General features: G+C 68.7%; 13 protein-coding genes. 4 read left to right on the top strand and 9 right to left on the bottom strand.

The genetic code is table 11. The annotated features are described in order from the left end of the window. The first annotated feature begins 68 nt into the window (after positions 1 to 68). Positions 69 to 920, top strand: a complete 852-nt coding sequence (locus tag EV647_RS17810) for a peptidylprolyl isomerase (RefSeq protein ID WP_134004047.1) — start codon at positions 69 to 71, stop codon at positions 918 to 920. An 86-nt stretch (positions 921 to 1,006) separates the two neighbouring features. Here EV647_RS17810 and EV647_RS17805 read toward each other — a convergent pair whose 3' ends face one another. From EV647_RS17805 to EV647_RS17795, 3 genes are all read right to left on the bottom strand, one after another. Next, on the bottom strand, positions 1,007 to 2,173 hold the full coding sequence (locus tag EV647_RS17805) for a glycoside hydrolase family 76 protein (RefSeq protein WP_134004045.1): 1,167 nt from the start codon (positions 2,171 to 2,173) through the stop codon (positions 1,007 to 1,009). A 110-nt stretch (positions 2,174 to 2,283) separates the two neighbouring features. Further along, the gene (locus EV647_RS17800) at positions 2,284 to 3,468 is read right to left on the bottom strand and encodes a SpoIID/LytB domain-containing protein (RefSeq protein ID WP_134004043.1); all 1,185 of its coding nucleotides are present in this window, start codon (positions 3,466 to 3,468) and stop codon (positions 2,284 to 2,286) included. Next, complete coding sequence (locus tag EV647_RS17795; RefSeq protein ID WP_134004041.1) at positions 3,465 to 4,838, bottom strand: peptidoglycan recognition protein; 1,374 nt, start codon at positions 4,836 to 4,838, stop codon at positions 3,465 to 3,467. The genes EV647_RS17800 and EV647_RS17795 overlap by 4 nt, the downstream gene beginning before the upstream one ends. A 175-nt stretch (positions 4,839 to 5,013) precedes the next feature. On the opposite strand from EV647_RS17795, the gene EV647_RS42075 reads away from it, so the two are divergent. After that, positions 5,014 to 5,859 carry a hypothetical protein gene (locus EV647_RS42075; RefSeq protein WP_166680157.1) on the top strand — a complete coding sequence of 282 codons (846 nt, stop codon included), beginning with the start codon at positions 5,014 to 5,016 and terminating at the stop codon, positions 5,857 to 5,859. 57 nt (positions 5,860 to 5,916) lie between these two features. On the opposite strand, the gene EV647_RS17785 is transcribed toward EV647_RS42075, so the two are convergent. From EV647_RS17785 to EV647_RS17770, 4 genes are all read right to left on the bottom strand, one after another. Continuing rightward, positions 5,917 to 6,807: a hypothetical protein gene (locus EV647_RS17785; RefSeq protein WP_238177261.1), complete on the bottom strand. Its 891-nt coding sequence runs from the start codon at positions 6,805 to 6,807 to the stop codon at positions 5,917 to 5,919. A 23-nt stretch (positions 6,808 to 6,830) separates the two neighbouring features. After that, entirely contained in the window at positions 6,831 to 7,721 is an 891-nt protein-coding gene (locus tag EV647_RS17780; protein ID WP_238177260.1) for a hypothetical protein, read from the bottom strand. Between the two features lie 21 nt (positions 7,722 to 7,742). After that, a complete protein-coding gene (locus tag EV647_RS17775) occupies positions 7,743 to 8,504 on the bottom strand; it encodes a hypothetical protein (protein WP_238177259.1) in 762 nt (253 codons plus the stop codon). Between the two features lie 164 nt (positions 8,505 to 8,668). Next, the gene (locus EV647_RS17770) at positions 8,669 to 10,048 is read right to left on the bottom strand and encodes an NAD(P)H-quinone dehydrogenase (RefSeq protein ID WP_134004039.1); all 1,380 of its coding nucleotides are present in this window, start codon (positions 10,046 to 10,048) and stop codon (positions 8,669 to 8,671) included. A gap of 31 nt (positions 10,049 to 10,079) precedes the next feature. Between EV647_RS17770 and EV647_RS17765 the strand changes: the two genes are divergently transcribed. After that, a complete protein-coding gene (locus EV647_RS17765) occupies positions 10,080 to 10,541 on the top strand; it encodes a gamma-glutamylcyclotransferase (protein WP_134004037.1) in 462 nt (153 codons plus the stop codon). A 9-nt stretch (positions 10,542 to 10,550) separates the two neighbouring features. Further along, positions 10,551 to 12,185, top strand: a complete 1,635-nt coding sequence (locus tag EV647_RS17760) for a phospho-sugar mutase (protein WP_134004035.1) — start codon at positions 10,551 to 10,553, stop codon at positions 12,183 to 12,185. Between the two features lie 38 nt (positions 12,186 to 12,223). Here EV647_RS17760 and EV647_RS17755 read toward each other — a convergent pair whose 3' ends face one another. Together EV647_RS17755 and EV647_RS17750 are read right to left on the bottom strand one after the other, a co-directional pair. After that, the gene (locus tag EV647_RS17755; protein ID WP_133785185.1) at positions 12,224 to 12,673 is read right to left on the bottom strand and encodes a hypothetical protein; all 450 of its coding nucleotides are present in this window, start codon (positions 12,671 to 12,673) and stop codon (positions 12,224 to 12,226) included. A gap of 155 nt (positions 12,674 to 12,828) precedes the next feature. After that, positions 12,829 to 13,791 (bottom strand): neutral zinc metallopeptidase, encoded by a 963-nt coding sequence (locus EV647_RS17750; RefSeq protein WP_134004033.1) that lies wholly within the window; start codon positions 13,789 to 13,791, stop codon positions 12,829 to 12,831. Between the last annotated feature and the right edge of the window lie 46 nt (positions 13,792 to 13,837).

The raw sequence follows: 13,837 nt of genomic DNA, 5'->3' as shown, positions 1-13,837 counted from the left end.
ATTGACAGACAGTTCTCAGGTTTTCGCTGTAGGTTCCCTGCAGGTGTCTCGGTGAGGAGGGTTACTGCATGTCCAAGAAGACCCATCAGCAGCAGCTGGCGGCGCGGAAGGCGAAGCGGCAGGCTGAGCGGGAGCTCGAGCGGCGGCGACAGCGGCGGAATCTGGGGATCACCATGACTGCGGTCGCGGCGGTGGTCGTGGTTCTCGTGGGGGTTTTCGTGGTGTTCGGGGTGGGTGGCGACGACAAGCCGGCCGCCTCCTCCGCGTCGGCGGCGCCGGAGAACAAGCCGGCCAGCATCCCGACCGCGATGGCACCGGCCCCGAAGCGCGCGACGCCGCTCGCGTCCGAGGTCAACTGCACGTACAAGAAGTCCGCCGAGCCGGCCGCGAAGAAGGTCAACGCGCCGGCCGACGGGAAGGTCAAGGCGTCGGGTACGTCGAAGGTCAGCCTGAACACGTCCATCGGCGACCTGCAGCTCACCCTGGACAGCGCACTCGCGCCCTGCACGGTGAAGAGCTTCCTGAGCCTGGTCGGCCAGAAGTACTTCGACAACACGAAGTGCCACCGGCTGACAGTCGGTGAAGGCCTGCAGGTGCTGCAGTGCGGCGACCCGAGCGGGAGCGGCTCCGGCGGACCGGGCTACAGCTTCGCGGACGAGGTGTACCCGACCCTGAAGTACGGCCGCGGCACCCTCGCGATGGCGAACTCCGGCGCGAACACGAACGGCAGCCAGTTCTTCATCGTGTACGGCGACGCCTCCGGGCTCACCCCGCAGTACACGGCGTTCGGGACGATCGACGAGCCGAGCGTGAAGCTGATAGACAAGGTCGCGGAGGCCGGCGTCACGCCGCAGAACGGCCCCCAGGACGGTACGCCGATCACGCCGGTGGAGATCAAGACAGCATCAGCAGCAGCCTGAGAGAGAACCACCGCGCCGCTCGCCCCCTGCGGGGACGGGCGGCGCGGTGTTGTCAGGCGCGGTGGGTGTTGGCTGTTTCCTTGGCGTCAGGCCAGCAGGTGGTACTGCGAGCGCGGCCACGCCAGGAGCGCGTGGACCTGGGTGATACCGGACTGCTGAAGGAGCTCGACCGATCCCTCACGGAACTTGTAGAGGTTCGTCGCGGGGTCCCGGGTGGTGTTCCAGTTGTAGTCGGCGTACGACTGCATCGCCTTGCGGTAGCGGGGATCCGGCGCGACCGAGTCCAGGATCAACAGGTTCTTGAACCAGATCGAGTTGAACGCCGCACCGTTCTTCGCCAGGATCTCGGGCGTGTTGTAGAACGCCAGCGAGGCGTTGGCGACCGACTTCGCGTCGCGCAGGTACTGGACGTTACCCGTTGCCTTGAACAACAACACGCCGGCGCCGAGCATCACGCCCTGGTTGTAGCTCCACTGCGTCTTCTCGATGTTGCCGGCCAGGTCGATGTGGTCCCAGTACAGCCCGTTCGGCGCGAGCATGCAGTCCTGCGCCCACTGGTACATCCACTGGGCCCAGGTCAGGTACGACTTGTCCCGCGTCAGCAGGTACAGGTGCGCCCCGAGCTCGGCACCCGGGCCGTTCGACACCGTGTTGCGGTCCTGGCTCCACGGCGCCTGGGTCCAGTACACGCCACCGGCGCACGGGTGCGACGGATCCGTGTCCCAGCCGTGGACGACGAGCGCGAAGATCTCCTTGGCGCGAGCGAGTGCAGCACGGTCACCAGTCCGCTTGAACCGCTGGATCAGGTTCAGCCCGATCCACTCGTTGTCGTCGTAGAACTTGTCGCCGCCCTGACCGTTCGGCGGCCGGACGTACGAGTCGTACCCGGGCGGCGTCGTCCCGGCGTTCCAGTAGAACTCGTACGCCGCGAGCCGCCGATCGGCCTCCGCGGAGCCGGCGCGGCCCGCACCCGGTACGCCGGCCAGGTCCTCGGCCGCGATCGCCGCCTGCGAGTACGGCCAGACGTACGAGTACGGGTTGCTCTGGGTGTTCGGGTACTCCTCCAGCAGCAGCCCCTTGCCGGCGTCGAAGTACTTGTTGATCGCGTCGTACGACGCACGCGCCCGAGCGGCTGCGGTCGGGTCGGTCCCGGCGTCGGCGGCACTGGCCGTGGTCATGTTCAGCGACCCGAGGACCGCGACCGCGAGCACTCCGGCGGCCAGACGAGTTGATATACCAATCTTTCTGCGCATCGACCTGCTCCTCCTGGGCGGTGATTGACAGCGATGTCATGTTTAGCCGGAGCACAGACACCCCGTCAATGCCTCAGCCATCAGGCACTCGGAGCAGAACAGTTGGTATATCAAGGCGTGCGGGCCGGGAAGCTGATCCACGCGGACCGCAGGTGCAGCCGGATCCGCACCTGGTCGGCCGTCAGCACACGTTTTCCGCGCGACCCGGCCGCCTCGACGGTGAGCGCCCGCCCGCCGCCCGGGCCGACGCCGGTCCGTTTCAGGACGCGGACGTACCGGATCGAGCCGACGTCGAAGACCGCCTGCATCTCGGCGGCCGTCCGGGTCACCGTCCACGTCACGTTCGGGTTCCCGTTCTTCGGGTACGCGTCCCAGCCGTCCACCTTGGTGAGCTGGTACGGCGCATCGCCCGCCGCCGTCGCTCCGCCGTTCGACGAGGAGAACTCCGCGATGATCGGATTGCCCTTGTAGAGCCGGACCTGTCCCGCGGTCGCCGCGATCGCGTTGTTCGTCGACGTCTCCTCCGAGTCGTATCCGCCGTACACCTGGCAGGACGTGGTGTCGCACAAGTCATACGCTTTCCGCGCCGCGCGGGCCCGGTGGAACACCGAATAGGTGCGGGCGGCAACGGCCTGCGCCTGCAACGCGGCCGGCCGCCAGCTCGACACCGACTCCCGGGGTACGACACCCCGCAGGTAGTACTCGAGCGGCAGCACGTTCACCGTGTCCAGATGCGCCCCGGACACGTCGATCGCCCGCAGCGCACCGCGATACCGGCGTACGGCGCCACTCGGCAGGACCAGCCCGATCACGGCCGCGCCCTCGAACTGCGCCATCCCCGTGAACGTCTTGTAGAGCGTCCATCTCCGGGTCTTCGCGTCGTACGAGCTGACCTTCGCGCCGTGCTCGCCGTTCGGGTCGATCGACCATTGATTCCTGGTCGATGCCCTGGGCAACGCGTACACCTTGCCGGTGGCCAGCGAGCGGACCGCGAGCCCGCTCACCGCACCGACCCGCACGCCGTCGGTCGTGTCGGCGCTGACCCGGACCCTGATGCTGCCGGTCGCCTTCCCGGTCGTCGTCCCCGGGTAGTAGAAGTCGAGGATCTGCTTCGCCGGCTTCCCGGCCAGCGCCGCACCCTGCGCGCCGTACTGCGACAGTCCGCGGCCGTGCCCGAATCCACGCCCGTTGATCGTCGTGTCCGGCGCCGCGTCCGGGACGACCTCGCGCGCCTGGGCGGTGGCACTGATCGCCGTGGACGACAGCACCACCAGCGCGATCGCACGTTTCTTCATGATGGTCTCCCGTAGACAAGATGGACCTGACGGTCACGCCGGTCCCAGACCAGCCAGCCACGCTGGAACTTCTGCCGCGCTCCGCCCGCGACCTGATAGGCATCCGTGATCGGCAGCCCGAGCCGCGCGCTGCCGGCCCCGAGCCGCCGGTACCGGGTCCGGAAAGCGCCGGACGTGGAATGCGGGCCGGTGGCAACGGAGTAGAAGACGTCGCGGGTGCCGAAGTACGTCGCCCAGCCGGTCCGGGTCCGGTGCTCGCCCCAGAACGGCTGGCCGAGGCTCCGGAAACCGAGTTTCCGTGCGTACTCGTAGATCGGGGTCGAGAAACTCCCGCTCATCAAGGTGTTCACGCGCTGCTTCAGCCAGCCGAGCTTGTTGTACAGCTGGGTTCCCGGGCACGCGGTCGCCTTGGTGTCGCGGTGTCCGGAAACCGTGTGCAGGCGGCTTCCGTCGAGCAAGATCGTGGCCAGCGGCGACCGGTAGTTGGCGTCCAGTTTCCACGCGATCACACGGGCCGTGGACTCCAGCATCGCCGGCGGCGGTGCCGTCTGCTCGAAGTTTCCGATCACCGCGACGCCGAACGAGTTCGCGTTGAACGACGACGTGTGCGCGCCGAGCACCGGCAGCTGCGCACCGCCGTACCGGCCCTCGAAGACCCGGCCGAAGCGGTCGACGAGGAAGTTGTACCCGAGGTCGCACCAGCCGCGGCTCTTCACGTGGTACGCGTACATCGCCCGCACCATCGCCGGAACCTGCGTGCGGGTGTAGTCGTTCCGATCGGCGGTGTGGTGGACGAACGCCGCCAGCACAGTCTTCGTGTACTTCGGCCGCACGCACGAGGCACCGTTCAGCGCGCGGAGCCTTTCGTCCGCGCCCCACCGTTTCCGGCTCACCATCAACGGCATCGGGTACGGCGCCCTGCTCGACGCCGCCTCGATCGGGCCGCCCGGCTCCTCGGAGTCGGAGCCGAGCACGCCGGGCTGGATCAGCACCACCTTGGCGTCGGAGACCGCCCCGGCAGCAGTCACCGCACTCGCCTGCACACCCGTGGCGTTACCGACCCACAACGGCTCGGTGCCGGCGCGCTCAATTCCTTCGGGCTCCGATGGATCGGGACCGTGATCGTCCTCGATCTGCAGCGGCTGCCAATCGGTCCATTGCCCGTCACGTTGGACGCGAACCTTCGCCGTCACTCCCTGGACGCCTGCGGGCCAGGTGATGCCGACCATGCCGAACGGTGTGGTCTCGGCTCGGACGGACGGGCCGTCGAGCGGGATCTCCTGGTAGGAGCGATCGGGCGGGTCGTGCGGTAGCGGGACCAAGGCAGCCGCCGTCAGCACGAGCGGCACTAGTCGCGCAGTCTTGCCCATGGCTGTGTTGCCCACATTTGGCCTTCCGGCGCGGGGACGGACAGTCGCTGGGCGGCGCGCTTCTCGATTATGCGCCGACGGTGACCGCTTTCCCGGGATTACGTCACCCTGCGTGGCGTGGCCCGTCTTGAGGGGTTGGATAGGCTCTCCCCAAAGCCCCCGAGAGAGGCCCGACATGGAATTCATCCTGATCATCGCCGTGGTGGTGATCGCGGTTCTGGCGTACCGCTCGTACCGTCGGACCCAGCTGCAGACCAAGCAGCAGCACGAGATCACGGCCGCCGAGCTCGAGTCGGTGAAGCGGACCGCCGACGAGGACATCACGCGGTTCGGCGAGGAGCTGCAGGACCTCGACCTGGAGATGGTCGGCAAGGACCTCGGCGACGGTGCGCGGCAGGACTACCAGCGCGCGCTGGACTCCTACGAATCCGCGAAGCAGGCCGTCGGCCAGGTCACCGAGGCAGATCAGATCAAGCACGTGATCGAGATCCTCGAGGACGGCCGGTACGCCGCTGCCTGTGTGCGCGCCCGTGTGGCCGGCGAACCGCTGCCGCAGCGTCGCCCGTCGTGCTTCTTCAACCCGCAGCACGGCCCGTCCGTGGTCGACGTGATGTGGGCGCCGCCAGGTGGCGCGCAGCGCGAGGTGCCGGCCTGTGCGGCCGACGCCGAGCGGGTCCGCGCCGGCGCCGAGCCGGACGTCCGCAAGGTCATGGTCGGCCCGCAGCGGGTGCCGTACTGGGAGGCCGGCCCGGCCTACTCGCCGTACGCGCAGGGCATGTTCGGCGCGCTCGGCGGTGTGATGACCGGAATGTTCCTCGGCACGATGCTCGGCGGCATGTTCGCCGGCGGCGGGTACGGCGACTACGCGGCCGGCTATGACGGCGGCGGAGACTTCGGCGGCGACGGCGGAGGCGATGGCGGCGGTGACGGCGGGGGCGACTACAACCCGTTCGACGGTGGCGACGGTGGCGACGGCGGCGGCTTCGACTTCGGCGGCGGAGACTTCGGCGGCGACTTCTAGAGCGTGAACGCGACAGGGCCCCGGTGACCAGCTGGTCACCGGGGCCTTGTGCTGTCCTCACTCGCCGAACAGCGGCGGGATCGCCTCGTCGGTCCGGAGGTAGTCGACGGGGTCGGTGAAGGTGCCGGGCACCCTGCCGAGGCCCTTGATCACAGTCGACGCTCCTCCTGCGTGGCCTACGGCGTACAGGTAGGCCGAACCCGTCTCCTTGTCGATCGCGGTGAGCAGGGTGCTCTGCACGCCGCACCTCTGGGCGACCAGGTTCTCGAACGTCTGCCAGGTGGACGTGCGGAGCTTCTTCACGACTGGCAGCACCTTGGGATCCCGCGCGATCCGGATCGTGTACAGGGCACCGCCGCGGGCGTTCGCGAGGAACGTGTCGTAGGTCCTGGTCTGGCTGATCAGCGTCATCGTCTTCACCGACGCGAAGCCGGTGTAGCGGGCCAGGTCGCCGTACTCGCCGCTCCAGCGGTACATCACGCCGTCGTTCCGCAGGCCGTACGTGGCCCTCCAGTAGGGCGCGCCCGGGACGGAGTAGACCGAGGTCTGGACGACGTGGTAACCCTGCCAGCCCTTGCTGCCGTTGCTGATCCCGTTCTGCGGCGTCCCGTCGGACTTGGTGCCGTACCACGCCGAGTACAGCGCCGAGTTGAGCACGAGCTCACCGCTGGTGGACTTGCCGGACGGCGGTGTGACTCGCGTGGTCCAGGTCGCGCTGAACTTGGCTACTCCGGGGGTGAACACGTGGACTCCGACCGTGCGCTTGGCGGTGATCGGTGCTGTCGCGGTGACATCGGTGTTGGCGATGTCACCGCCGCCCGTGATCGATCCGACGGTCATCGTGCAGGCGGCGGACGCGGATGCGCTCGCCGTAGTGGCGGGAAGAGTTGCCAGGGACCCCAGCAGTACGGCGGAGGCCGCGACCGCGGAAGCGCGCTTCAGGCTCATCAAAGGTTCCTTTTGTGAGTTTCTCACTCGCCGAACAGCGGGGCGTTTCCCTCGGCGGTGTTCAGGAAGTAGACCGGGTCCTTGAAGTCACCGGGCATCTTGCCCAGGCCCTTGATCACGGTCGAGGCTCCGTTGGCGTGACCAACGGCGTACAGGAAGGCCGAGCCGGTGTCCTTGTCGATGCCGGCAAGCAGCGTGCTCTGCGTGCCGCACTTCTCCGCCACCAGGTACTCGAAGCCCTGCCAGGTCGAGGTGCGGACCTTCTTGACGACCGGCGTACCCGTGACCGGGATGTGGATCGTGTAGAGCGCGCCGCCGTTCGTCGTGGCCAGGAAGGTGTCGTACGTCGGCGTCTCGCTGATCAGCGCCATCGTCTTCACCGACGAGTAGCCCGGCCAGCGCGTCACCACCCGGCCCGTGTACCGGTAGAGGACCCCGTCGCCGCGCAGCCGGTAGTCCGCCGTCCGGTCGACCTTGCCCCAGTACCACGAGGACTCGATCGCCTTGTAGCCGATGTACCCGACGCCGCGGGACTTCAGCGAGGTGAACGGCTTGCCCGCGGAGTCCACGCCGTACGCGCCGGCGTACAGAGTTCCGCTGACGATCACGTCGCCGTACACCGTGTAGTCCGCCCCGACGCCGAGCGAGTCGGTCCAGGTCGAGGCGAGCTTCGCGAGTCCCGGGGAGAGCATGTGCGGGCCGGTGGACCGCTTGACGGTGGCCGGCGAGGTCGCGGTGACCGTGGCGTTGGCCATGTCCCCGCCGGCCGTGATCGAGCCGAGGTTGATCGAGCAGGCGGCGGTCGCGCTAGCCGTCGCGGTACCGGCTGCGGTCGCGGTGCCGGCCGGCAGTGCGGCCAACCCGCCGAGGAGCAGAGCGGAGGCCGCCGCTGCGGAAGCCCGGTTCAGTTTCATCGAAATGCCTTTCAGGAGTGGTTATTCGCCGTTGCGAGGTGGTGCGCCGTCGAGGCGCCACAGTGAGACGAGGGGGTCCTTGAAGGTGCCGGAGACCTTGCCGAGGCCCTGGATCACGGTCGACGTGCCGTTCGCGTGCCCGACGGCGTACAGGTAGGCGCTGCCGGTGTCCTTGTCGATTGCCGTGAGCAACGTGCTCTGCGTGCCGCAGCGCTCGGCCACGAGTGTCTCGAAGCCCTGCCAGGTCGAGGTGCGGACCTTCTTCACGGTCGGCTGCAGTCGGGTGTCCGCGGGAATGTGGATCGTGTACAGCGCGCCGCCGCGCGTGGTGGCGAGGAACGTGTCGTACGTCTTGGTCTCGCTGATCAGCGTCATCGCCTTCACCGCGGAGAACCCGGCGTACTGGCGGACGTTCTTCCAGCTGGTCCAGCGGAACAGGACGCCGTCGTTGCGCAGGCCGTAGCGCGCGATCCGGGTCGCCGGCGAGCCGTAGGTGGCCTGTTCGAACATCGTGAACTTGTCCCAGCCGCCCCCGACCGGATTCTGGTAGTTGTACAGCTCGCCGGTCATCTCGTCGTAGCCCCAGGACACCTGGTACAGGCGTGATCCGAGGACGACGTACCCGTCGTTCGAGCCGGCGTCCCAGCGCCAGGTCGAGCTGACCCGCGCTGCTCCTGGCGAGAACAGATGAGGTCCGGCGACGGTCTTCGCGGTCGGTGGCGTCCCGGCAGTGATGGTCGTGTTGGGCGCGTCACCGCCGCTCGTCACCGGCTGGAGCTGCATCTTGCAGGCAGCCGACGCGGCAGCGGTCGCCGTACCGGGGCGATGGTGGTCAGTGCACCCAGCAGTACGGCGGCCGTTGCTGCGGTGGAGGCTCGTCTCAGGTAGCTCTTCACACCTCAGACGATGCAGCCTCCGCCGCCAAAGTTGCGGCGAGTTGATCGAGCTCAGCTGCGGAGGTGCAGGCGGCGGGCGGCTTCGGCGACCGAGCCGGAGACCGAGGGGTAGACGGTGAAGGCCTGTGCCACCTGGTCGACCGTCAGGCGGGCGCCGACGGCCAGCGAGATGGGGTGGATGAGTTCGCTGGCTCGCGGGGCCACCACCACACCGCCGACGACGATGCCGGTGTTGGGGAGGCAGAAGAGTTTGACGAAACCGTCGCGGACACCCTGCATCTTGGCGCGGGCGTTGTCGGCCAGCGGCACCTTGACGACCATCGCCGTACTGCCGCCGGCGTCGACGACCGCCTGGGTCAGGCCGACCGTCGCGATCTCGGGGGCCGTGAAGACGTTGGCGGAGACCGTTGACTGGTCCAACGGGGTGACGGCATCGCCGAGCGCGTGCGCCATCGCGATCCGACCCTGCATGGCGGCCACCGAGGCCAGCATCAGTACGCCGGTGCAGTCGCCGGCCGCGTAGACGCCGCGGGCCGTGGTCCGGGAGACCCGGTCGACCTGGACGAAGCCGCCGTCGGTCAGCGACACGCCCGACTCGACCAGATTCATGTCGTCGGTGTTCGGCAGCGAGCCGACCGCGAGCAGGGCGTGCGAGCCCTCGACCTTCCGGCCGTCGGTCAACGTCACCACGACACCGTCGCTCTGCCGCTTGACCGACTCGGCCCGGGACTTGCCCAGGACCGTGAGTCCGCGCCGCTTGAACACGTCCTCGAGGACTGCTGCCGCGTCAGCGTCTTCACCGGGCAGCACCCGGTCCCGCGACGACACCAGGACGACGTCGCTGCCGAGCGCGTCGTACGCGCTGGCGAACTCCGCACCGGTGACACCGGAGCCGACCACGATCAGCCGCTCGGGCAGTTCGTCGAGCTCGTAGACCTGCTCCCAGGTCAGGATCCGCTCGCCGTCCGGCTCGGAGCCCTGGAGGATGCGAGGCCTTGCTCCAGTGGCGATCAGGATCACGTCGGCGTCCAGGCGCTCGTCGCCGACGACCACGGTCTCCGGCCCGTCCAGGCGGCCGCGGCCCTTGACGATCCGGACCTTGTCGCGGTCCAGCCGGCGCTCGATGCCCTCGGACTGGGCGGTGGCCAGCGCCTTCACCCGTTTGTTGACGACGGAGAGATCGACACGCACGGAGTTCGCCGGGTCGTCGTCGCCGTCGTCCAGCCGGACGCCCAGCTCCCCGGCCTCCTCCACCTCGGTCATCACCTCCGCGGTGGCGATCAGGGTTTTGCTCGGTACGCAGTCGGTGAGCACGGCGGAACCGCCGATCCCGTCGGAATCGACGACCGTCACCTCCCCGCCCAGCTGGGCGGCCGCACTGGCCGCTTCGTACCCGCCTGGACCGCCTCCGATGATCACAACTCGCGCCACGGGAGGTCATTCTTCCGTATCCTCTGATTCCGTGACCCTGTACGCCGCGTTTGCGTCGAATCTGGACCCGAACCTGATGTCCGAGCGGTGCCCGTACTCGCCCCTGCGCGGGACCGGCTGGATCACCGGCTGGCGCCTCACCTTCGGCGGCGAGGAGCTCGGCTGGGAGGGCGCGATGGCCACCGTGGTCGAGGACCCGGCCGACCCCACCAACCAGGTCTTCGTGGCGCTCTACGACATCCACCCCAAGGACGTCGAGCGCCTCGACGAGTGGGAAGCGATCGACCAGGGCATCTACCGCAAGATCCAGGTCCGGGCGCAGACCCTGGACGGCGAGCAACTGGCCTGGATGTACGTCCTGAACGCCTACGAGGGCGGCCTGCCCTCGGCCCGCTACCTGGGCATCCTGGCCGAGGCCGCCGAGGCGGCCGGGGCACCCGACGACTACGTGGCGGACATCCGCTCACGGCCTTGTCAGTCGTCGGGTCATTAGAGTGCCCATGTGACAGATGATCTGAGGGCCGCCGCCGAAGCTTGGCTGCGCGAGGACCCCGACCTTGACACCCGCGCCGAGCTGCAGGCGCTGCTGGACGCCGGGGACACCACTGAGCTCGCCGACCGCTTCTCCGGCACCCTGGAGTTCGGTACGGCGGGTCTGCGCGGTGCGGTCGGCGCCGGACCGAACCGGATGAACCGGGTCGTCGTGATCCGTGCCGCCGCCGGACTCGCGGCGTACCTGAAGGCGAAGGGGCTCACCGACGGCCCGGTCCTGATCGGGTACGACGCCCGCCACAAGTCGGACGTGTTCGCGCAGGACACCGCGGCCGTGATGCGCGGCGCCGGCCTGGACGCCGTACTGCTCGATCGGCCGGCCCCGACGCCGGTCGTCGCCTTCGGCATCGGGCATCTGCACGCAGTGGCCGGCGTGGTCGTGACCGCGTCGCACAACCCGCCGCAGGACAACGGCTACAAGGTTTACCTGGGCGACGGTTCGCAGATCGTGCCGCCGGCCGACGCCGAGATCGCGGCCGCGATCGCCGCTGTCGGCTCGCTGGCCGACGTACCGCGGGGCGACGACTGGCAGACGACCGGAGACGACCTGCTGAACGCCTACCTGGACCGGATCGCCCAGCTGGTGCCGGCGGATGCACCACGGGATCTCAACGTGGCCTACACGCCGCTGCACGGCGTCGGGCGGACCCTGGTCGAGGCAGCGGTCGCCCGTGCGGGGTTCGCCGTACCGCAGGTGGTCGCATCGCAGGCCGACCCGGATCCGGACTTCCCGACCGTCTCGTTCCCGAACCCGGAGGAGCCGGGCGCGATCGACGCCGCGCTGGAACTGGCGCGCTCGATGGGCGCCGACATCGCGGTGGCGAACGATCCGGACGCGGACCGGTGCGCGGTCGCCGTCCCGGACGCGTCGGCCGCGGGAGGCTGGCGGATGCTGCGCGGCGACGAGCTCGGCGCGCTGCTCGGTGAGTTCCTGCTGTCGTCACGCCCCGACGGCGTGGCGGCCTGCTCGATCGTGTCGTCGTCGCTGCTCGGCAAGATCGCGGCGTCGTACGGCGTCCGGTACGTCGAGACGCTGACCGGGTTCAAGTGGATCGGGCGGGTGCCGGAGCTGGTCTTCGGCTACGAGGAGGCGCTCGGGTACTGCGTGGATCCGGCGGCTGTGAAGGACAAGGACGGCGTGTCGACGCTGGTCCGGGTGCTGCAGCTGGCCGCGCAGGCGAAGGCGGCGGGACGCACGCTGCTCGACCTGCTGGACGATCTCGCGGTCAAGCACGGACTGCACGCGACCGACCAGTTGGCGGCGCGGGTCGACGACCTGTCGCTGATCGCGCAGGCGATGGACCGGCTGCGCGCGACACCGCCCACGGCTCTCGGGGCGTACGCCGTCGAGCGGATCGACGACCTGGGCAAGGGATCGGAGTCGTTGCCCCCGACGGACGGGCTGCGGTACACGCTGTCCGACGGCGCACGCGTGGTCGTGCGCCCGTCGGGTACGGAGCCCAAGCTGAAGTGCTATCTCGAGGTGGTCGTCCCGGTCACGACGGACGTCACCGCGGCACGCGCTCAGGCAGCGACCGCGTTGGCAGCCGTCAAGTCGGATCTGGCTGCCGCGGCAGGTATCTAGGCCTCAGCTTCAGAACACCTGGCGGGTGGCTCTGGAGCTCAGCGGGCGGCTGCGGCCGCTTCGGCTTCCTCGGCGTGCAGGGAGCTCTGCAGCGACGAGTGCAGGATGCGGAGCGTGCTGGTGGACTGCATCAGCGCGTCCCGCTCGTCCGGGTTCCGGTTGGCCAGGGCGGTGATGTCGTTGATGCTCGCCTCGATCCGGGCGATCCGGTCCGCGACCGTACCCTCCTGGCTGCTGGCCTTGCGGATCGCGTCCGACGTGACCGTCCAGACGTCCTCCTTGTCGTTGGTACGCCGGGACATGTCCACCATCTGGCTCAGCGCGGCGAGGTCGTGGTCGACCTGGGTGCGCTCCACCGGCACGGTGATCCCCGCGGTCGCCTGGCGCAGCCGGGTGACGTGCCCGGACAGCTCGGACCAGGTGCTCCGGCCGCTCTTGATCTTGTCCAGCACCTTCGCGTACTCGGTGTTGAACTCGTCGTAGTTCACTGTGACTCCTGCCGTTCGATGCTCGACTCAAGAACTCTAGGGCGTCCGCACCCGAAACAAGTAACCACACGATCGCAGATCGTGCAGGTGTCGCCAAAAAGAAACAGCCGCCCGGTACGCCAACGCGTACCGGGCGGCCGAGTTACGTGCTGACGTCAGGAGACGTAGGCAGAGGTTGCGTTGAAGGTGTTGCAGTTGCCCGCGACGGCGTAGCTGCGCGAGGCGTTGAAGCCGGCGAACGACCAGAACCGGTGGTTCTTCAGCGAGCCGTGGTCACGGACGCCACCCGGCTGGTCGCCGGAGTTCGTCACGACGTAGACCCACTGCTGGTACAGGCCACCGCTCATCGGGTAGTACCGCTTGTTCGCGGCGATGCTGGCCGAGCCGAGGCAGGACGCCTGCAGCTCACGACGACGGCTCTCCTCGAGCTGCGCGGCGTAGGTGCTGAAGGCGCGCTGACGCTGCCAGGACGCGTTCAGGATGCCGGTCAGCCACTGGACGTGGTGACCGTACTCGTGCGCCAGCGTGTTGGTCGCGTACGCCCGCGCCAGGGTCGGGCTCGACTTCCAGAAGCTGATGATCTGTGCGGTCGGCATGTAGATCCAGGACCGGCCGTTGTACGCGCAGAAGAACGCGGTGTCGGTCACCGTGCCGCAGTACGAGTTGATCGTGCGCGCCGTGGTGACGACCAGCGTCGGGGCCACCTTGTACGCAGCACCGGCCTGCTTCAGCGGCAGCGCCCACTCGGCGTAGGTGCAGCGGAACAGCTGCGAGAGGTACTGGTTGACACCGGTGTAGGTGCGCAGCGAAACGTTGACCTCCTTGCACTTCGACGGGGTGATCGGCCCCGTCTTGTACAGGCGGTTGTAGCGCACGACGTTCGTCAGCGAGGCCTTCGTGGTCAGGCCGTCACCAGCCGGCGGGTTACCGATGACGATCGGCTGGTGGCCGTTCGGAATCGCCGGGTCGGCGGTCGTCGCCGTTGCGGCCGTCGCAGCCGTCTTGGTCGTGCTGGAGGTCTGCGCGGCCTGGGCGTTCGGCAGCGCCAGCGCGGCGAAGCCGGCCAGGGCACCGACGGTGGCCATGCCACGCAGGGTGTAGCGGGAGAGGTTGACCATGAGCTCCACTCTCGATGTGTCTAGGGACCTGTCGGACCAATCCTGA

The organism is Kribbella sp. VKM Ac-2566, assembly GCF_004366005.1.
Taxonomy (GTDB): domain Bacteria; phylum Actinomycetota; class Actinomycetes; order Propionibacteriales; family Kribbellaceae; genus Kribbella; species Kribbella pratensis.
Note: the sequence above shows the minus strand (reverse complement) of the source record. Positions and strands in the feature narration are given on the sequence as shown.